This window comes from Gimesia aquarii, assembly GCF_007748175.1.
Lineage (GTDB): Bacteria > Planctomycetota > Planctomycetia > Planctomycetales > Planctomycetaceae > Gimesia > Gimesia aquarii_A.
Genome location: NZ_CP037422.1, coordinates 1,546,280 through 1,567,396 on the forward strand (window position 1 = coordinate 1,546,280; position 21,117 = coordinate 1,567,396).

The following is a 21,117-nucleotide window of genomic DNA, read 5'->3' on the forward strand; positions in this document are numbered from 1 at the left end:
TTTTGATGAACCCCCTGGGAGTAGTAAAATGCGATTGGCTTTGTGCCTTGGTTATGTTGTCAGTTGTTTTTTCATTGCCCTGCTACCCGATAAGACAAAAGCGGAAACTGCCAAAGAGCCGCACTCGAAGATTCTTAAACTCCTTCTTAAGAAAACTCCGAAACCAAACTATGGAGCCCCGGTTCCCAAACTGATTACAGGACGTGTCGTATTACAGTCAGATCAAACAACTACGGGAGTGAAGGGGGTTTCCATCTCGGACGGATATTCCGTCGTCAAAACGGATGTGAATGGTGCTTACGAACTCACCCCACACCAGAGTGCCGTGTTTATCAATATCACTCGCCCTTCGGGGTATGAAATTCAAGGGGATTGGTACAAGCCTCTCGCTCCTCAAGTCGACTTCGAACTCAAACAGACAACCGACGACGAGAATGATTATATCTTCGTGCATGTAACCGACACACACGTCTCCACGAGTTCCAGATCAGTGGAAGGTTTGAGCGAATTCGTACAAGAAGTGAACGCTTTGTCTCCGAAACCCCGTTTCGTCGTGAACAGTGGCGACCTCCTGAACCTCCACAAAGCGCTTGTGAGTTCCCCTGCCTCCGGGCATGCCAGTTTTCGGAATTATGTCGGCATCATGAACCATTTGACCATGCCTTATTACAATGTGGCAGGAGACCATACAGATTCATCTTATCGACTCAAAGAGTTTCCACGCGGGGACCACCGCTGTGCCAAGCCGATGTATTGGGAGTATCTCGGACCGCATTTCTTTTCGTTTGAATATGGCAAAATCCATTTTATGTCAGTGGATTATGGTTATCACCTCGGTCAGATACAGAATCTGGTAAACGGTCAAAAATTAGAATATCCTACTCTTGAAGTACAGCCAGTCCATGCAGAATGGATGAAGCAAGACATGTCTCATCGGTCTCCAGGGACGTTTGTTGTCACTACATCCGAAGCCGATTTAGCTAAGCACTGTCCCGGTTTTCTTGAGATGGCACAGCAGAATGATGTCCGACTGCAGCTTGTTGGCGATGATCATGTTGTTGCTAACAAAAGGCGACCCGTTCCCTATCGAACAGGAGGCGCTTTAGCTGGCTGCTGGTGGAACCCGAAAGCGCACCAACTTTGTCCTGATCTTTCCCCACAAGGATACCTTATCTATCGCGTCAAGGGGGAGCAGATGGATTACTTCTATAAAGGACTGGGGCAACGAATCGCGATTGTTTCGCATCGTATGGGTGCCCCTTGGACAGCACGCGTGGAAATCCAGGCGCATCTGGTTCAGCCTCAACCCAATGAAACACTGGAATATTCTGTCAATGGTACTGACTGGAAACCGATGCATAAAATCGGTCAACCGTTCTATCGCGCACTGTTTACCGCGAATATCGATTCCACTTCACTTCCTGAAGGTCATCTCCAGTTCGATGTCAGAAGCACTGCCACCAGAGAAGTCCATTCTAGAAAGTTTGTCGTTGCCAACAATTCAGGCCCATTGGAATTTCAAGATGACGCTTTGCTTGAGTTTTCTGTTGGTAAAGCTAATTCCAATGCAAAAAACCGCAAAGTCAACTCTGGCAAAGTGGAAGTATTATTCAACAATAAGATAGTTGGTGAGCTCACACCCAATTTGGTCGAAGATTATTCATTTCCCATTAAGGCATCGAACCTCGGAGTTGCCAACACACTATCGTTTCGTTTCTTAGAAACAGGAGACGCAATGAGTCTTGGAAGCCCTGTCCTTAAATTTCAGGGAAAAGTGTTTCGAGATCCGCGAGACGAAGCGATCAGACGAGTGAGAACCGGACATTGGGGTGCCTCGGCGGCCGACTGGGGCGGGTTTCTTACAGGGAATCCCGATTCACTCGACGAAACCCCATTTCAGCGCCAACAAAATCGCTTTTGTTTTGTTCTGAATGATACTGAATAAAGCTTGTTTCGGTGAAATCTACCTGAGAAAACGACCATTTACCTATTTTGACAAGAGTCGTAAGTTTTTTTGTCTTCGTTCTTGCGGAGAGTCGTTCCATACAATAACTTAATTTTATTAAAGAATTTAACTTTCGTTTTAGTTCAGGAACGCTCAAATGCATCTTAAGAATTCGCTCACAATTGCTTGTCTCTGTCTGGTTGGGGTTTGTACTTCATTGGCAGAAGCGGGAGACAAAGTCGTCACTCCCAAAGATGGTGTCATTAAACTATTTAATGGTAAAAATCTGGATGGATTGTATGTCTGGAATCGCGGGACTGCCTATGAAGATCCTCGTAAGATCTTTACTGTGAAAGATGGCATGCTGCACATCTCAGGTGATGGCTATGGCGGACTGATTACTAAAAAAGACTATCGTGATTACCACATGGTCATTGAATTCAAATGGGGAGAGAAGACGTGGGGAAATCGGAAGGACCGTGCTCGTGACTCAGGAGTTCTCTTCCACTGTCATGGTCCTGATGGCGGATATGGCAATACCTGGATGGCTTCCATTGAAGCCCAGATCATCGAAGGGGGCGTAGGCGATATTCTGGTCTTAACGGGAAAAGATCCCAAGACAGGCGCCCCGATTCCGACTTCGTTAACTTCCACCATTACCAAAGACCGGGATGGTGAGAAAGTCTGGAAAAAAGATGGTGAAGAAATCACAATCAGTGCAGGCCGTATCAACTGGTGGGGCCGTGATCCTGACTGGGCCGACAAAAAAGGATTTCGTGGGAAGGATGATGTCGAGAGCCCCTTCGGCGAGTGGACACGTATGGATGTGATTTGTAAGGGGGGCGATATTGAATACCTGGTTAACGGTGTGGTTGTGAATGCCGGCTCGAATGCCAAACCGGATCATGGTAAATTACTGGTCCAGACTGAAATGGCAGAAATGTGGGTCAGGAAATGGGATCTGTACCCCCTGGGTAAAGCACCCAAATATAAAAAGTAAACTTCGATTGAAGTAATCAATCCTCTGTTGTGGATTTAGCCATAACAGAGGATTTTTTAATGCGCATCGCAGTGATCTACCAGATACTACCGAATTTTCATCTCTGCTCCAAAGCAAGCGATCGAGTAGAATAGAACTCTAAGAGTCCTTTCCTGAATGTATGTGGTTTTGGTTGATCTAGCGAATTGTGTTTGATCTTCAAATGTCGCTCAACAATTATGAATATCATCATAAAGTGCGGGCGTGAGTCAAGCGGTCAATTCAGTTTGATACCACTTGGTACCGTGACGATGTTCGCTGGCATGCTTTGAAACCGGCGCGATAACGTTTGATAAAGACGAAAAAGAGCTGACCACGAGGAACAGATGCAAAAGGTTCATACTCAAAACAGAAAAAAACGCTTGGTTCTCATAGTACGGAAATCATCAGGGATGTGTCTATTCAGTATATTGAAAAAATTCTCACGCGCGCGACGCAGAATGCGCAGTTTCCTTACTGGCGCGTAGGCGTCAAGTTGTGAGTATTCACCTGAAAAGAAAATTAAAATAGTTTTTTTCAGCGACTTGTCATTAAGCGGATTTAATTTTTAAGGAGACCATCTCCCTATGGTGAATCGCGGTAACTAGTGAACCTTGAGCAGATGAGGGTCATTCTTTGAGAGCGACGTGTGGATCGTCGGACATCGCGAGTTCGGGGATTTCTTCCTGCATAACTGTGAACATTTCGGAGACTTCGGGTTTGAAAACATCACCGATCAGAATATCGACCAGATTCATTTTGAATTGGGGATATTGGCGAAGAAACGTTCCGAAGCTGAAGCCGGGAGCGTAGAATGCATAAACCAGCTTACGGAAATTTTCGACACCGTTTCGATAGTCAGTATACCATTCACTCAGACGTTTTACTGAGAAGTCTTGAGAGTCAAAAGCATCGTTGATGGTATCAGCGACTAGTTCTCCCGACTTCAAAGCCAGAAAAACGCCGCTGGAATAAACGGGGTCGATAAACCCTAATGCATCGCCGGCGAGCATCCAACCGGGGCCTGCTGGCTGAGTTGAATGATAAGAGAAATCTTTCGTCGTCATGAATTCCGTAACAGGATGCGCATCTGCCAAACGCTTTTTAATACCGACACAACGTTCTACTTCCTGATTAAAGATTTCTTCGCTAGTGCCTCGTTCTTTGGAAAACATGTATGCCATGTCGCCTGTACAACCAATGCTGACGGTGTTATCAGGAAGTGGAATATACCAGAACCAGGAACGTTTTCCTTCAGTTTGTAGAATGAGAGTGGCTCCTTCATCGATGCCTTCATCGCGATGTGCATTTTTGAAATGAGCCCAGACTGTTCCCTTTTTCAGGACCGGATCTGCTACTTTCAGCTTCAAACGATTGGCAATGAATCCAGTCTGTCCACTGGAATCAACGACCAGTTTGCAGCGAATGTCGCGTGTTTCTTCAGAGTTCAATTTCAGTTTGACGCCTACGACTTGTTCTCCCTCACATATGAGGTCTAGAACTTGTGCTCCTGTGTGGACGACGGCTCCTTGATTTCGCGCGTTGTCAACCAGTATTTGATCGAACTCAGCACGTACGACTTGCCAGGTTTGCGAACTTTCATGGTCTTTGTATTTGTTGAAGTAGAAAGGCATCGTTTCTGTGCCTTCTTCCGTCACAAATTGCACACTGAATTTTTTAGGGAAAGCCGATTGTTTCAGTTGATCGATCAATCCCAGGCGTTTTAGTTGCCAATAGGTTTCCGGAATCAGAGATTCACCAACATGGAACCGGGGGAAAACGGCTCGGTCAACGATTAAAGTTTTTCGTCCCTGCTCTGCTAAAAGTGCACCGACAGCGGAACCGGCAGGACCGGCGCCAATGACAATGACATCATATTCTGCATCGAGGTCCGGCTGATCTTTACGTTTTTGATCAATCATTGAGAGCCTTCGGTATTACAAGTTAAAATCGATTAAAGCGATACATTCTAATGGCATTTATAGCAGCGGAGCGGAAACTTCCAAGAGGTCAATTGCCGGTTGCTGGTTACAAAATATTGTGGCCAGCCGTCCATAAGTAATTCCACCTGGTTCTATTTTCATCACCTTGGCCAATCCAGGTCCAGCCGTAATACGCAATACAGCTCCTAAATCCACATGTCGTAATACATTATGGTTGATGAGTACGCGTCCCAATGGGATCTTCCCTGCGAGTATTTCTTCTTTAACTGCTTGTGTCACATAATCAAAATTAAACCGCACAATCCCAAATTGGACGACTTCCTCGGTTCCCGTTTTTAATAATAAGATTGCTCTGCTGTAAACATTTTCATCGAGCCGTTGGTCCAGCACCCTCACATCTACAGCAGACTTGTGGTATTCCTCCATCGTGACTGTCATATGGTGGTTGTGAGCCAGTAGCGATTTATAAGGATCAGGCAGTGAAGCAGAAGAAACGTGCTCAGCCTGCTCGAATAATGGTTGTTCATTCGGAAATAATCTAACAAGTGCATCGAGTTCGTCTTGAGGGTTCACTTGAAAATGGTCTCTTTTTCAGGGGAGGAGTGGGAGAGTTTTTAATCTTTAAATAACTATGCTAAATCAATCATGTGTATCTTACCATGCGATGTTCTGGTTCGAAATATTCGGTCAGCAAGCTATCTACCTGGAGTAGCCCTTTACGAGTGAGTTGTACCTGGGTGTCATCAAAGGTGAGATAACCTGCTTTTTGCTGATTTTCTAATGCCTCGGAAAACTCTTCAGTGAGTTTAACGCCAAACTTATCATTAAATGGCTGAGTTAAAACATGGCCTTCTTTGAGTTGCAGTACAAATTCACGGATCAAACGCTGATGCTCTGTGGGTTCTAAAGCGCGATTGATGGGTAGTTCACCATTCTCGACGGTTTCCAGATAGTCTTCCAGACGATCCAGGTTTTGATAATGCACACCTTGCAGATGACCAAATGAAGAAACTCCAGTGGCAATGATATCGTTACCTCGAAATAAATTATCACGGTACACAAAGCGATCTGTTTCCGGGTTTTTCACAAGTTCATTTCCACTCGCCAGGTGATAGCCTTTCGACTGTAAGGTCTCGATGGCTTCATTCATCCAGCGACGTTTGGTAGCCCAGTCTGCAATGGGCGAAGTGATGCCCATCTCTTTGATTTCTTTGGAAATGATTGTGTTATGTGGCAGTTCCATCTGGTAGATGGTGATATTGTCTGCATCCATTTCTGATGCTTTTTCGACGGCTTGAGTCCAGTTTTCGTCTGTCTCACCCATCATTCCAGCAATCAGGTCAATATTTACCTGCGGGAAACCAACCTCTTGAATCCAATCGTATGCTTTGAAAACTTCTGGAGACAAATGAGCGCGGCCATTGGCTTCCAGTAAGGTGTCATTAAAACTTTCTACGCCAAGTGAAATACGAGTGATACCAATCTCTTTCAGCGTTTTTACTTTTTCAAGATTGAGTGTTCCCGGCTCACATTCAAAGGTGACTTCCTTTGCTGTTTCCCAGGACAGGAGACTGGAAAGGCGGTCCCGCAATGAAAGCAGTTGTTTTGAGCTTAAATAGGAAGGGGTGCCACCACCAAAGTAAGTGAAATCGAGCGTGCGATTCTGGACGATTTCGACTTGACTGAGCATTTCGAACTCACGTTGTAGTGCCTGTACGTAACGCTCGATTGTTTTTGCATTTTGTTTTTCGTAGACACGGAAATAACAGAATTTGCAGCGTTTGCGGCAAAAAGGAATGTGAATATAAAGCCCCATCGGAATGCTGGCATCGGGGCTCTGGTGCATGACTTCATGAATTCTGGTGGTGTATTCCTGCTTCCAGAGAGAAAAAGGCGGGTAGTTCGAAACAAAGTAACTACCAATTTCTGTGGTGCCTGTCGTTTCCAGATCCATAATGCTCTCAACGTCTTATAGTTTGTTAGCCATCAATTCAGCAACGTACTGTCCTATAGTACTTATCTTATTGTCACTTCTTTCCGAAGCAATACAAGGCACCATTTCGGGATTCTGTTCCGATGACGAGATGTCCTGATCCGATTGCCGGTGATGCGGTGATATCTTTGCCTAAGTTTTTTTTCCAATTTGACTTTCCTGTTTTCAGATCCAACTCATAAAGATTGCCATCAGACGATCCAATAAACACCCGATTCCCTAAAATGACAGGTGAGCTGTCGACGCGACCTCGCGTTCCGAATTTCCAGACTGATTTTCCTGTTTTGCGTTCGACACAATGGACCTGTTTGTCCCGACCTCCGGCAACGACATACGCGTCAGTCACTGCGGCGGAAGAGTGGTAAGGGAACTCCTTCGTTTTATCTTGATAGCGCCATTCGACTTTTAACTCTTTCCAGTTGACTGAGATGATTTCGCTGGCATAAGTTCCCACATATAAGCTCTCCCCAACCAGAGCAGGTGAAGCGATTAGATATGTTTCGAGTGGCATCTGGCTGTGCTGTTTTCCAGTTTTGATATCGATCACTCGTAACTGCTCGTCACACCCGGTAACAAAAGTGAAATTATCCACAATAGCCGGAGAACAATTCACGTAACCATCGGTTTCAAATTTCCAGGCGAGAGATCCATCTGCCCTATTTAAACAGTAAAGAAAATTGTCGTAGCCACCGAATAGAATTTTCCCGTCTTTTGTTATATTAGCGCTACTGATAATTTCCGCATCTGTTTTGAATTTCCAGAGTCTTTTTCCCGTTAGGCGATCAATGGCGTGGAAGATGCCATCCTCATCACCCAGATAAACACCTTTGTCGGTGACAAGTGGGGATGCTTTAAATCCAGGAGCAAATTCATCGGGGTTCGGGTCATCGATCGAGCGGTATTTCCAGATTGGTTTTCCGGTTTTTAATTCGAGGCATTCCACATAGCCATTCAACCCTGCCATATAAACACGATCATCCACAATCGCTGCTGTGGAGGCGATTCCATCTGATGAAGGGTGTTGCCAGAGAAGTTCCAATTCTGCAGGCAGGGGTGTCCTGGCAACTCCCTGTTGTAAATTACCGTTTCGGAAGGAAGGCCAGTTTCCTTTTGTGTTCTCAGATTCTGATTCAGTTAAGACGCTGCTTGTTTTATTGACTGGTTTCTCTGCAGCATTAGTCTGAATTGAAGTGATGACACTGGCAATCAATCCTGTCATGATCCCGAAGCAAAAAGCGGCATTTCTTGAATTGGTTAATATGCGCATTCGTACAATTCCCTTAAAGAGGACTGATCAACAGGTCGCGGGTTAAAATTACCGGTCCACTGTCTGGATGCTTCTTCAGCAAGCTGGTCAAACAAGTTATGATCGACTTCGCATTCTGAGAGTGAAGTCGGTGCTCCTGCTTTCGCGATTAATGCTTGAATATGCTCGGCCAATAACCCTGCGCCGGTAGGATCCTGCGGTTCGCAGAGGCCAATGTCTGCTGCGAGCAGCGAGTACTGTTCCCCCATCAATTCTGCGTTAAAACGAATCACGTGCGGTAACATGATGCCTATTGCAACACCATGAATTAAATCAAAATGTGCCGATAGTGGATTAGCCAGTGCATGCGTGGCACCAAGCATGGAGTTTTCAATGGCAGCGCCGGCGAAGTGTGCTCCCAATTGCATATTTCCCCGTGCCGTCAGATCATCTGGAGTATCGAGAACTTGAGGAAAACTATTTGCCAAAAGTGACCAGGCACGGCGGCTGAATAGTTGGGATATTTCATTACGTGGTTTCGTGACGAATGTTTCTAACGCATGACTTAATGCATCGATTCCTGTAGCACACGTGACAGAACGGGGCATGGTCAGGGTGAGTTCAGGATCGAGAATTGCGATCCTGCATGCCGCTTTCTTGTCTCCACACGCCATCTTCATATGCGTTTCAGGGTGGGCGATGACAGCAAACGATTGTGCTTCGCTGCCCGTGCCGGCAGTTGTTGGGACGGCGATCAGTGGAAGCATTGGTTTAGTGGCCTTTCCAACTCCCCAGTAATCTTCCATTTTCCCGCCGTTCGTCAGCAGGAAATTAATTCCTTTGGCACAATCCATACTGCTACCACCACCCAGGCCGATGATCAGATCGATTTGGTGGTTGCGGGCTACCTGTAATCCGCGTTCCACATCTTCTGTAGTCGGATTGGCATGCACATCATCAAAGATTGTAATTTGCAGATTCGCGTTCTCCAGAGAGGCGACAGCACGCGCTTCATGCCCCGCTTCAGCAAGCCCTTTATCAGTGACGAGTAGAACTCGTTGAGCCCCCAATTCAGATGAGAGTTCTCCTAACTGGTTTAACGATCCACCACCAAAGAGAATCCGTGTTCGGGGGGCATAATCAAAGGCAGAAAGTTGATTCCCCTCTGCCTGCTGTGTGTGTAGTTTGGTAGGAGATTTCGAATCCATGACAACAGTGTTTTCCTTACGATTATGCTTATCAGTCCGAATGTGAATCAGCGCTGATTGAAATTCTCAATGTCTTAACTCGTTTCCTTGCTTGTTAATAAGGATCAAAGTTATTTCTTTTATCTGGTGAGGCTTTTAAGGCAGGTTATAGCCGGTGTCCGCAACAATCTTACGCTGGCAGTCCATTCCTTTACTATTTTCACTTAACACCGCAGAAGTCCTTCAGGCACTGCTAAAAAACAAGTGACCAACTTCTATTGTACAATTCTGATCGAAATGAACAGGAATTTCCAGTAGTCAGCATAGATTTATAAGAGGTTCGACTGTCTTAAGAGAAGGATAAATCTGAATTTAGGGAAATCTTAGTCTAAATACAGCCTGTTATTGTAGATATAAACTTCCACCGCACGGGGGGTCATATATCGGACACTTTTGTTTTGCCGAATGCGATTCCTGATGTCAGTCGAGGAAATTTCGAATCCCGGCATTGTCGTCCAGAGTATTTTTGACTGCACAATCTCACCAAATTTTTGAGTGAGTTCAGATAAATCTGGTAGACTAATGTTGGGGCGATTGACCCCAATCAGAGTTGCTAACTCCAGAATCGACTCAGGTTCACGCCATGTATGTAGATCTCGAACAGAGTCAGCGCCTATGATCAAAAAGAATTCATCATCCGGGTGAGTGGTTTTCAGTTGGCGTAGCGTTTCAATAGTGTAACTGGGGCCTTCTCGATGAAGCTCCAGATCTTTGACAACGAAATTCGCATGTCCTGCGATCGCGAAATCGAGCATTTCCCGTCTTTGTTTTCCGGTGGATATTCCTGTGCTCTCTTTATGAGGCGGGCTTCCCGCTGGAACAAACCAGATTTCATCCAAGTCACATTGTTCTCTGCATTGTTCGGCAAGCAAGAGGTGGGCAATGTGTACAGGATCGAAAGTACCACCAAAAATTCCTATTCGCATGTGTCAATCGCTTCTATCAATCATCACTGCCGTTTTTGATAAGTTTCCCAAAAAAGTCAGTGGTGAAAGAATCTTTTTATCGAATTCTCGATAGTCGAGTTTGATTGTTGAGTTAACCACTCCAAAGAGTTACAAATCGAGATAATCATTTTCCTTAGTATATCCTGCTGACTCTATGAGTAAACCAAAGCAACGAAGTCTATTCGAAGAAGATGAGCTTCCGGAAAATCCCATGCCCTGGGAACGGGAATCTGCGCAGGGTCTCTATCTCGCACAAATTGTATTGAACCGGCCTGTGGACCGTGTCTTTCATTATCTTGTTCCTGAAAGTATGCGATCAGTTCTACGTGCGGGGTATCGGGTGCGGGTTCCCTTTGGTCGAGGGAACCAGTTCGTGGCCGCCTATTGTGTTGGTGTGGGGCCTGCAGATGAAAATCAACCCAGTATCCGCTTGAAGGCGGTTGAAGCCATTTTGGACAACCGTCCGTTGTTTAATGCCAAAATGCTGAAGCTTACGCGCTGGATTGCAGATCGCTATCTATGCAGTTGGGGGCAGGTTTTAGAGTGCGTCGTGCCTGCTGGAGTCAAGAATCAGGCAGGAACCCGTTTGGTGACTGTTTTTGAGTTGATCACGGCTGTACCACGCGCAGAAAATGAGGTTGCCGAAGTAATCAGCAAACTTCCTGCCAAACAACGTGCTGTCTTTGATGTTCTGAAGTCGGCCAATAAACCTTTGACACTGGACGAGTTGACTCAGGCGGCAAACTGTGGTTCGGGGCCAGTTCAATCACTCAAAAAGAAGTCACTCATCAGAAGCCTTCAAAAACGTGTCTCTCAATTCAGCAATGGTGATGAAGCGGCATATGCCGGCATTAAAAAAGAAGATGATTTACAACTCAACATTGACCAACGGCGGGCTCTGGATCAACTCCTTTCTGCAATCAGAGGGAAAGAAGGTAGCACTTTTGTACTGCATGGCGTGACGGGAAGCGGCAAGACTGAAGTGTATATTCAGGCGATTCGGGAGGTGGTCAGCTATGGCCAGCAGGCAATTGTGCTTGTTCCTGAAATCAGTCTTACACCTCAGGCGATTCAGCGTTTTCGTTCCCGTTTTGATTCGGTTGCCGTTCTGCACAGTCATTTGAGTGACAGCGATCGGCACTATCACTGGCAGAATATTGCTGCCGGTAAGGTGCAGGTCATTGTGGGAGCACGTAGCGCAGTATTCGCACCGGCTCCTCATCTGGGGCTGATCATCATCGATGAAGAACACGAAACCTCATTCAAGCAGGAGACGGCGCCCCGCTACCATGCTCGAGAAGTGGCCCGGAAACGTTCGGAATTAGAGGGAGTTCCGCTGATTCTGGGTTCTGCCACACCGACTTTGAATTCGTGGTTACGTGTCATCGAGAAAAAAGATACTTTGATTTCGATGCCAAATCGAGTCAATAACCTGGCAATGCCGGGAGTAAATATCATTGATGTGCGAAATGATGCACGAATCAGAAGAAATGAGTCGATTGGGCGCGTTCTTCATACCGGGATGCAACATGCACTGGAAGCGGGCGGACAGGTCATTCTGTTTTTGAATCTCAGAGGCTATTCACCAGCACTGTGGTGTAAGGGTTGTGGGAACTCGGTTACTTGTCCACATTGTGAAATCTCTTTAACCTGGCATCGCGACAAAAATCTTGCGGTTTGTCATAGCTGTGAATTTTCCAGCCAACCTCCTAAACAATGCCCCCGCTGTGGAGCGCCGGGCCTGCGTTTCGTGGGAGCGGGAACACAAAGGCTGGAAGAAGAGGTCAGAGCAAAGTTCCCCGGTTATTCTTGCAAAAGAATGGACAGTGACACGATGCGCGGCGTAGGGAGCCATGCCAAAGTCCTGAATGCGTTTGCTGCCGGAGATGTTGATATTCTACTGGGAACACAGATGATCGCAAAAGGGCTCGACTTTCCGAATGTAACTCTTGTGGGTGTGGTCGATGCAGATACGATGCTGCATCAGCCCGATTTATTTGCCTCGGAAAGAACATTTCAATTGATTGCGCAGGTCGCAGGTCGTACTGGCCGAGGCATGCAGGGAGGACGTGTTTTTGTACAAACGGCTTCGCCTGCTGAACCAGCAATTGTAAAAGCGGCAGAACATGATTTTCTCGGTTTTTCTCAACTGGAGTTGGGACATCGCAAAGAGATGAACGCGCCACCGTATTCTCATTTTGCACGTGTTATCTTGCGTGGACCACAAGAAGAACGTGTGCAGGATTTTGCACGTCAGTTGGCACAAATCTTAAGTGATGCTGCCTCTGAAAAACAATTGGATGTGCAAATTCTAGGACCGGCTCCGGCTCCGATTATTCGACTCAAGAAGTATTTTCGCTATCATTTTCAGTTGGCCGCAGCGAATGTAGAAGCAATTCTTCAGCTCTGGAACGAAATCACGGATAAACTACCGCGAGAAAAAGCGATTGAATATATTATCGATGTTGATCCGGTTAACATGCGATAACCAGTGCTTTTAAAGAGAGAGCATTTTCCAGCATTTGGATTGGCTTTTCCAGATTGCAATCGGTTCGGGTAGCGGTTTGAATAGTAATATTGAAAGACAGATGCCATTGAATCTATCATCAGAGAGTTCCAAAAAAGAATGCCAGTTACCATGAAAAGGAATCACTTAAATGATCGACCTTGATAAAGAGATTTGTTTCCGATCATGGTTTGCTCTTTCTATGATTTATTTGGTCTTGATAATACACCCTATTCAATTGCAGGCTGAAGAATCGAGTGATGCTTCTTATGGCATCACAAAGCGCGTTCCCTGGAATAGTTCGCGTATCAAAGGGACTCCTGAACCTTCCCTTCCCTACGAAACGGAGCGTGTTTTTCCCAATCTGAAATTTAAGCAACCCCTTGCCGTTGCCACCGCTCCTGGTGAGAAACGTTTTTTTGTGGCGGAGAGAAAGGGAAAAATCTTTTCGTTTGATTATGAAGATCAAGATAACTCGCAGGTCGATTTATTCTTTGATCTGAAAGAATACGAGCCAAAACTCAATGAAATATATGGCATTACTTTTCATCCTCAGTTTGAGAAGAATCGTTATGTTTATATTTGTTATGTATTAAAGCCCGGTTTACCGGAAGGAACACGTGTTTCCCGGTTCAAGGTTCCGGATACGAAGCCACTGCGTTGTGATCCGAATTCCGAAACGATTTTGATCGAGTGGTTGTCCGGCGGACACAATGGTGGTTGTCTGCGATTCGGTCCGGATGGGTTTCTTTACATTTCTACCGGAGATGGCGGCCCCGCTTCCCCTCCAGATATTCATAATGCCGGGCAGGATGTCAGCAACCTTTTATCTTGCATCTTACGCATTGATGTCGATCATGAGTCAGGAGAGCAGCCTTACTCGATTCCCTCTGATAATCCTTTTGTCAAACAACGTGCCGTCCGTCCCGAAATCTGGGCCTTTGGTTTTCGTAATCCCTGGAAGATGTGTTTTCATCCCGAAAATGGCGATTTGTGGGTAGGAGATGTTGGCTGGGAATTATGGGAACTTTTATATCGGGTTGAAAAGGCAGGGAATTATGGTTGGAGTATTCGTGAAGGACGTCAGCCGGTTAAGCCGAGTCAGAAAGCAGGTCCCACTCCGATATTGCCCCCTACCATAGCGCATTCACATCGTGAAGCGCGTTCCATTACCGGTGGGTATTTTTATCAAAGTCCTCGTTTAAAAGAATTAAAGAATACCTATGTCTACGGAGACTATACGACGGGAAAACTTTGGGGGCTTCGTTATGAGAACAAGCGAGTTAACTGGCATCAAGAACTGGCCAACTCCCCATTGAAAGTAACGGCATTTGCCATCGATCACACCGGCGAAGTTTATATTGTTGACATTCAAGGCGGTGCTTTTCATCGTCTTGTTCCGATTAAGAAGTCAGACCACAATCCGAAATTCCCGACCCAATTAAGTCAGACAGGATTATTTCAATCCACCGCCGATCATCAACTTGCACCGGGGGTGATTCCCTATTCGATTAATGCACCGGCGTGGGCAGATTATACGACCGCGGAACGCTTTGTTGCATTACCTGCTGAGACCAGTGTTGAGTTAATCCAAAAGCGATGGTGGAATTTTCCCAAAGACAGTGTTTTGATGAAGACGATTTCAATAGAACTTCAGCGTGGAAATCCTGAATCGTCTCATCGGTTGGAAACGCAAATACTCCACTTTAACGGAGACCGTTGGGTGGGGTATTCATATCGATGGAATGCAGAACAGACCGATGCCCATCTGGTTGCCACAGAGGGAGAGAGTCTCAAGCTGAATATCAGCACCGAGGAAGATCCGAAACAGAAAAGCAATTACGAATGGCATATTCCCAGTCGTGCTGAATGTTCCGTTTGCCATACGCCTTATCAAAATTATCTTTCCGTTTTGTCATTTTCAGAAGCACAGCTGAATCGCGATCAAAAGTACGGCGATGTTGTCGACAATCAGTTACGAACATTGTCGCATATCAAAATACTGCCGGAGTCCGTCTGGACCGATTCGAAAGGAGCCAAGGCTCGTTATCTGGTTGACCCTCACAAAACATCTGCTGCTTTGAATTTACGAGCTCGATCTTATCTGCATACGAATTGCCAGCATTGTCATCGAAATAATGGTGGGGGAGGTTCAACGATTCTACTGGACGCTTCTCTTGATCTTTCGAAAATGAAAGCGGTTGGTGTGACTCCCACGCAGGGAACGTTCGGGATTCAGGGAGCAGAGATCATTTCACCCAAAGATCCTTTCCGCTCTGTGTTGTTGTATCGAATGAGTAAGTTGGGGAAAGGGCGGATGCCGTATTCTGGTTCTTCACACGTTGATCAGAGGGGGACGCAGTTAATTCGTGAATGGATTGAGAGTTTACCTTCAAGCAGCGACCGTAGTAATGGATATGTCATAACATTACGAAATCGCCAGAGAAATTTGTTGAGTGATGCAGTTCAGATCGAAGATCAGGATTTTGTCAGTGAGAAACTTCAAGAAATTCTGGGAACGACCAGTGGTGCGCTCCTGTTGTTAGATGCCTTGGATCGTATGGCGATGCCTGACAGTATGAAAAAACAAATTATTCAACTGGCGACTCAAGGAAATAATCCTCTCATACGTGACTTATTTGAACGGTTCCTGCCGGAAGAGCAAAGAACTAAACGTTTGGGGGTAAAGATTGATTCAGCGGCGTTGTTATCAATCCAGGGGGATTCACGTGAAGGGAAAAAACTGTTCTTTGGCATGTCGGGACTTCAGTGTCGGAATTGCCACCGCGTTCATCAGTATGGAAAAGAAGTCGGCCCTGATCTGACTCAGATTGGGAAAAAACTTTCACGTCAGGAATTGTTGGAAAACATTATACAACCTTCAAAAAAGATTGATGAGAAGTATTTCACTTATGTTGTGGGTACGCGATCGGGAAAGGTACTCAGCGGTTTGCTGATGAAAAAAGATGCCTCTGGTTTGACTTTGAAAGATCCGAAAAATAAACAATTACAGATCGCACAACAGGAAATCGAAAGCGTTGTGAAGCAAAAAAAATCAATCATGCCCGATCAGTTATTGCGAGATTTAACCGCAGAGCAGGCTGCTCATCTTCTGGCTTATCTTGAGTCTCTGAAATGAATTTCACTGGGAGAATAAAACAGATCAAATGGTCTGGTTTTCAATTCTCAAATCTCTATAATTGAGTATAGTTCGATTTGAATTCCCTCCAAAATTAGCAGCGTTCCCGTTACATGGCACACACGAGCTTTCGCTGTGAAATCTGATACAATAAAAAATCCTATTACTATTTGAGTTGAAAAATGGCAATACAATTTGATTGTCCCTATTGTACGTCCACATTGAAAGTACCAGATGAAACCGCTGGTAAACAAGGAGATTGCCCGCGCTGTGGCACAAAACTGGTTATTCCCAATCCCTTTACTACGGCTGAAGGTCAGCCTCCCACTCAGACAGAACCTACTCAGTCAGCGCCTCAACAGCAACCTGTTGAGCAGACCAGCAACACAGAACAAACCGTTGATCAGACGAATGATTCTCCACCTGAATCTCCTCAACCAGCGCCAATGACAAGTGCCACTTCACGCTATTTACGCAAACGTAAGAGATCGAATTGGGGGGGAATTCTATCGTTCCTCTTTTTCTTCAGCTTGATGTTGGGAGTCGCCTTTTATTTCTATTGGATTTACGGACCGCGACTCGAAGGCAGTTTAGTCGCAGCCCGGTTGAATTCTCAGAGTGCTAAACTGGAACAACAGTTAAAACCTGATGGATTAGGATTATCTGATGAGGTGATTCAATTAGTCAATCAGCATCTGAACGAAACTCCCAGACGTGTAAAGAGCGACTTAATGGATCTGTTGTTTTATGGATCTGAAAAGGGAGGACTTCACGTACGGTTGAAGCCAGGAGATCAAACGGAACTGGTTCGAGTTGAACTAACAGGTGACCCTGCATTAATGGATTACATTAGTAAGAATGGTGTGCAGTTAGACCAACCGCGGCTTGCTGAGTATCAAAGTGAACTCAAGCAATTTTATACCGACTGGCAACACTCGCTCGAAACGGGGGAAGGCGTACATAATCTGATCAATTATCGAAATACTGTTGGACTTAATTCGCTGATGGGGGGGCTGGGATATCACATGGAAGCCCGTGTGAATAATAAAATTTATCCTTGCGTGCATGATGATTTTCAGGGAGGGCTTTATTTCCTTGTTCCCAAAGGGACATTACAGTTTGAAATGATCGGGCGTGAGTTGAAAAGTGGGAGAACACCATTTCCGGGGAAATACCAGGTTCAAGTAACGCAGGAATATCCCAGTGCGCCTTAGAGGCTTTTGATTCACATCGAATTATAGAAAGTCAATCACTACAGTATCAGCAAGTAAGCAGCCTGCTTGTGTTAGTCGAACATGCGTCTTGGTTTCCTCCAGAAAACCTGCTTCAACATGTTTTTTGATTGCTGATTGCGATAAATCGTAGAGATCATATCCGTAGCGTTCGGCAAATTTTTCTACATTAATTCCTATACGTCGTCTTAACCCGAAAATGATCGCTTCGCGTGCCCTGTCTTCAGGTGATAGCTCTTCCTGATCTGAGATGGGAGATTCTCCTGCCGCGATACGTCTCAACCAGGTTATCACACTGCGGTGGTTTTGTTCGCGTTTTCCATTCAAATAACTGGCTGCACCAGGGCCAAATCCGAAATAGGGATAGCCGGTCCAGTAGACCTCATTATGCCGACACTCATATCCGGGACGGGCGAAGTTAGAAATCTCATAATGTTTCAAGCCTGCTGAACTCAGAAACTTTAACGAAAATTCATACATTTCTCCCGCTAATTCCTCTTCTGGTAAATCAAAAATTCCTGCTTTTTGGCGGCTCCAGAATGACGTTCCTTTTTCAATCGTCAATCCGTAGGTTGAGACATGCGGGATGTTGAGTTGAATCGCATGGTTGAGCGTGGTTTTCCAATTCTCCAGGTTTTGACCGGGGACGGCAAAGATGAGATCAAGGCTGGTATTTTCAATACGGGATTGCAGCCTTTGTACAATTTCAAATACTTGTTGTGGTTGATGGTCGCGTTCCAGAAAAGTAAGAATGTTTGAATCAAAGGATTGAACGCCCAGGCTGACGCGGTTTACTCCCGCTTGCTTCAGAAAGTCGATTTTTTCCTCAGTTAAGTTCAGTGGATTGGCTTCAATGCTGAATTCATAATCTGTTGCCAATTGGAAGTGGGAGAAAATCGCATTAAACAGTCTTTGCAATTGATTGATGCTCAGATGAGTTGGCGTACCCCCACCCAGAAACAAGGTTTTTAATTCTACATCCTCTCCAACGCCTGATAGTTGCTGTTCCATCGCTGCGAGATAGTCATCGATGAGGTGGTCTTTTTGCGCTACAAGAGTAAAGTCACAATATCCGCAACGATGTTGGCAGAAAGGAACGTGAATATAAGCAGAACTGGGTAATTCCTGGTTGAACACAAGCGTGAATCCGCTGGCTGTGTTAGTCTCATTGAAGTTTATTGCGAGAGGGCTTCACTAAAGGGGGCATCACTGAAACTCAATGCAGCCAGAACATGAGCCAGAGTCAAAATCGCATCGCAGGTGGGAACCGTTTCCCGGAACCAATGGTACCCGGTATGGCTGCCGGCGTAAACGGCCTGTTTGTTCTGCATTTGCATATAGCTGTCCGCGAGCGTTCCATCGTGCTGGGAAACGTCCCATCCAGGGGGGATTTCTGGCAACAACTCTTGAGACTCTTGATCCAGGAGGAATATCTGATTCGTATGCTCAGCGGCCAGTGCTTTCATTAAGAACCATGAAATCAAATGCTGAGACAGAAGAGCACCGGTTTCATCAAAGAAGGCACAACGGCGACTATCATCATCGATGATGATTCCCAAGTCAAAATCCCCAGCCTGTAGACTTTGATTCATTTTAAGAACATCAATATCCAGAGGATTGAGTAAATCCCTTTTCTGGTTTGGAATCTCTATCCATGAGAGTTGGCAGGGGAGTTTTTCAAAGAGCGTATTGAGCGTTTCTCGTACCAGTCTCAACGAGCAGGCAATCGAAATTTTCAGAGGACGTAACGCGTGAAAATGCTTGCCGAACTGTGCACGGTAGGATTCAAGCGGATGAAATGTCCTCTGTGAGCCAGGCTGTCGGGACGCTCTTCCAAATCCGGTCCTGGCTCTCTCTTCAATCTGTTCGAGCCCATGGTTGGCAGAAACGGGAAGTGAATGTTCCTGAAGAAACTCAAGTCCTGTATAAGAGGGACCGCATTGAGAGCCTGTTACCATAATGGCTCCCTGTGCTTGCAGATGAGTCATTGCGTACGACATTACGGCGGGTACAGTGAGTCCCAGGTCGATTACCCGGCAGCCATTTCTACGAAGCACGCTCGCCACACCGGTAACGATATCAGGAGATGAAGAGCGTTCATCAAAGCCAATGACAACATTGGGACCTCGACTTTTTTCAGAATAGGAATTGTGTTCAGGCCGACTTTTAGTTTTGACCAAGTGGTCAGCAGGCTTTTGTGGAGCTAAACCCTTCAATGGTAGCGACTCCCAAAGTATGTTTGAAAATGCGCCTGCGATATGTGCTGCCTGAGTACGGTTGATTTCATTCAGGTAAACGCCTCGCACACCTTCTTCCATAAATAGACTTTGCTGACTCACTCTTTGTTTTTGAATCTGTCCTAACCGTTTGATGGTTTGTTGCGACAGATTTCCTGTTTCCTCACGGTGAGGACACTCACGACACTTAGGATAAAAGGCTGCCAATCGGGACAGGTGAACGGCTTTCGAAACCGGGTAATCTTCTCCCGGACATTGGAAGTAAATTTCTGCTGTCTGTTTTAAGATTGGCAGTAGAGGAGCGGGTTGATGAGGACCAACCATCTTGATCTCTTGAGAGTTTTCGGAGTGTGATTCTGATATTGGTGTGATAGTATTCTACTCCATGCGAATTTGTTTCTTCAATTTGATGGAACAGTTGGTAGAGTTACTCGAAATCAACTGCGAAATGGAGTGTAATATCAGAGGAAGATTCCTAAGAGTCATTTTCGTTGAATGGGTCTATTTTAAGCGTTAATTTATGTCATCCCGCTGTTTGGGGTCAATAAGAGTTATTTATGAGCCTTCACGTTACCGAATTTCTGTTAAATCCCACTCAACACGAGCTTGGGCCAGTTATCATCCTGTTTGGTGATGATCGGTATATGAAACAGGAGGCGATTAAAGCCATTGAACCAATCGTGCTGGGGGATGAAGAAGACACGAGCCTCACGCGTTTTGAAGGGAAACGACTCCAAAATGAGTTGCCGCCTTCTGCTTTGTTTGATGAATTGAAAACCGTTTCCATGTGGGGAGACAAGCGGCTGGTGATTATTGACGAAGCCGAAAAATATGTGTCTGCATTCCGTAGCAAGCTGGAAAAATATCTTGAATCACCCTCTAAGAGCTCAATCCTGGTTCTGGATGTGAAATCCTGGAGTAAGTCAACACGGCTGGCAAAACTTGTTGCCAAAATTGGTTTAGATCTCGAATGCAAAGAGTTAAAAGGGGGGCCATTAGCAAAATGGATTTCCGATACTGCGGGCAAGATACACCAAAAACAGATTTCACGTGATGCTGCTTTGTTGTTGATTGAAATGGTGGGAACTCATTGTGGACAAATTCATCAAGAATTAGAAAAATTAGCCACTTTTGTAGGAGACCAGCCGCGGATTGGCCCTGATGATATTCGCGCGGTCGTTGGAGGATGGAAAGCTGAAACAACCTGGGCCATGACGGGAGCGCTGCGTGATGGAAATATCAGCGATGCACTCCGATATCTAGACCATTTATTAATCGCAGGCGAAGCACCACAGAAAATACTGGGAGGACTGACGTTCGTCTGGAGAAAGTACTTTAAAGCGGCTCAGCTGGCGGTACAGGGAACCCCTTTAAAACAGGCATTAAAAGAGGCTGGAGTCTTTCCCCGAGACATTGATTCTTCTGACAGATACCTGCGGCGATTGAGTCGACAGCGGGCGGAAAAAATCAGCCAATGGTTACTTAATACCGATCTCAATCTCAAAGGAAATAGCCGTCTGGCACCGAGACTCGAATTGGAACAACTGCTCTTTTTGTTAAGTGGTAAGCTCTGATTGGGACGTAAACAAAGTGCCACAAGAAGTTTGTCATTGTCTTGTTACTTTGAAAACTTCCTTTCAGAATTCCTGGAATCTGCCCAGAAT

General features: G+C 45.6%; 14 protein-coding genes. 6 read left to right on the forward strand and 8 right to left on the reverse strand.

Translation table 11 applies throughout. The features are described from left to right. Positions 1–28 precede the first annotated feature (28 nt). Positions 29–1,945: a metallophosphoesterase N-terminal domain-containing protein gene (locus tag V202x_RS06135; RefSeq protein ID WP_145172185.1), complete on the forward strand. Its 1,917-nt coding sequence runs from the start codon at positions 29–31 to the stop codon at positions 1,943–1,945. A 157-nt stretch (positions 1,946–2,102) separates the two neighbouring features. Next, positions 2,103–2,945, forward strand: a complete 843-nt coding sequence (locus tag V202x_RS06140; protein WP_145172187.1) for a DUF1080 domain-containing protein — start codon at positions 2,103–2,105, stop codon at positions 2,943–2,945. A gap of 647 nt (positions 2,946–3,592) precedes the next feature. Here V202x_RS06140 and V202x_RS06145 read toward each other — a convergent pair. The 6 genes from V202x_RS06145 to nadD form a co-directional block, all read right to left on the reverse strand. After that, complete coding sequence (locus V202x_RS06145) at positions 3,593–4,885, reverse strand: NAD(P)/FAD-dependent oxidoreductase (protein WP_145172189.1); 1,293 nt, start codon at positions 4,883–4,885, stop codon at positions 3,593–3,595. Positions 4,886–4,942: 57 nt separating this feature from the next. Then, positions 4,943–5,479: a hypothetical protein gene (locus tag V202x_RS06150; protein WP_145172191.1), complete on the reverse strand. Its 537-nt coding sequence runs from the start codon at positions 5,477–5,479 to the stop codon at positions 4,943–4,945. Between the two features lie 70 nt (positions 5,480–5,549). Next, complete coding sequence (locus tag V202x_RS06155; RefSeq protein WP_145172194.1) at positions 5,550–6,860, reverse strand: coproporphyrinogen-III oxidase family protein; 1,311 nt, start codon at positions 6,858–6,860, stop codon at positions 5,550–5,552. Between the two features lie 73 nt (positions 6,861–6,933). Beyond that, positions 6,934–8,166, reverse strand: coding sequence for a PQQ-binding-like beta-propeller repeat protein (locus V202x_RS06160; protein ID WP_232098875.1), 1,233 nt, complete (start codon positions 8,164–8,166; stop codon positions 6,934–6,936). After that, positions 8,154–9,353, reverse strand: coding sequence for an iron-containing alcohol dehydrogenase (locus V202x_RS06165; RefSeq protein ID WP_145172195.1), 1,200 nt, complete (start codon positions 9,351–9,353; stop codon positions 8,154–8,156). Before V202x_RS06165 ends, V202x_RS06160 begins: the two co-directional genes overlap by 13 nt. Before the next feature lie 362 nt (positions 9,354–9,715). Then, positions 9,716–10,318 (reverse strand): nicotinate-nucleotide adenylyltransferase, encoded by a 603-nt coding sequence (gene nadD, locus V202x_RS06170; RefSeq protein ID WP_145172197.1) that lies wholly within the window; start codon positions 10,316–10,318, stop codon positions 9,716–9,718. 175 nt (positions 10,319–10,493) lie between these two features. Here nadD and priA point away from each other — a divergent pair, with 175 nt between their 5' ends. The 3 genes from priA to V202x_RS06185 all read left to right on the forward strand — a co-directional run bounded on the left by priA (position 10,494) and on the right by V202x_RS06185 (position 17,198). Next, positions 10,494–12,827, forward strand: a complete 2,334-nt coding sequence (gene priA, locus V202x_RS06175) for a primosomal protein N' (RefSeq protein WP_145172200.1) — start codon at positions 10,494–10,496, stop codon at positions 12,825–12,827. A gap of 169 nt (positions 12,828–12,996) precedes the next feature. Then, the gene (locus V202x_RS06180) at positions 12,997–15,984 is read left to right on the forward strand and encodes a PQQ-dependent sugar dehydrogenase (protein WP_145172202.1); all 2,988 of its coding nucleotides are present in this window, start codon (positions 12,997–12,999) and stop codon (positions 15,982–15,984) included. Between the two features lie 182 nt (positions 15,985–16,166). After that, entirely contained in the window at positions 16,167–17,198 is a 1,032-nt protein-coding gene (locus V202x_RS06185) for a hypothetical protein (protein WP_145172205.1), read from the forward strand. Between the two features lie 21 nt (positions 17,199–17,219). Here the strand turns inward: V202x_RS06185 and hemW are convergent, their stop codons facing one another. Both hemW and V202x_RS06195 read right to left on the reverse strand, forming a co-directional pair. Continuing rightward, entirely contained in the window at positions 17,220–18,353 is a 1,134-nt protein-coding gene (hemW, locus tag V202x_RS06190; protein ID WP_232098878.1) for a radical SAM family heme chaperone HemW, read from the reverse strand. 38 nt (positions 18,354–18,391) lie between these two features. Further along, positions 18,392–19,777 (reverse strand): hypothetical protein, encoded by a 1,386-nt coding sequence (locus V202x_RS06195; RefSeq protein WP_145172210.1) that lies wholly within the window; start codon positions 19,775–19,777, stop codon positions 18,392–18,394. 233 nt (positions 19,778–20,010) lie between these two features. Between V202x_RS06195 and holA the strand changes: the two genes are divergently transcribed. After that, positions 20,011–21,027 carry a DNA polymerase III subunit delta gene (holA, locus tag V202x_RS06200; RefSeq protein WP_145172212.1) on the forward strand — a complete coding sequence of 339 codons (1,017 nt, stop codon included), beginning with the start codon at positions 20,011–20,013 and terminating at the stop codon, positions 21,025–21,027. Positions 21,028–21,117: the final 90 nt, after the last annotated feature.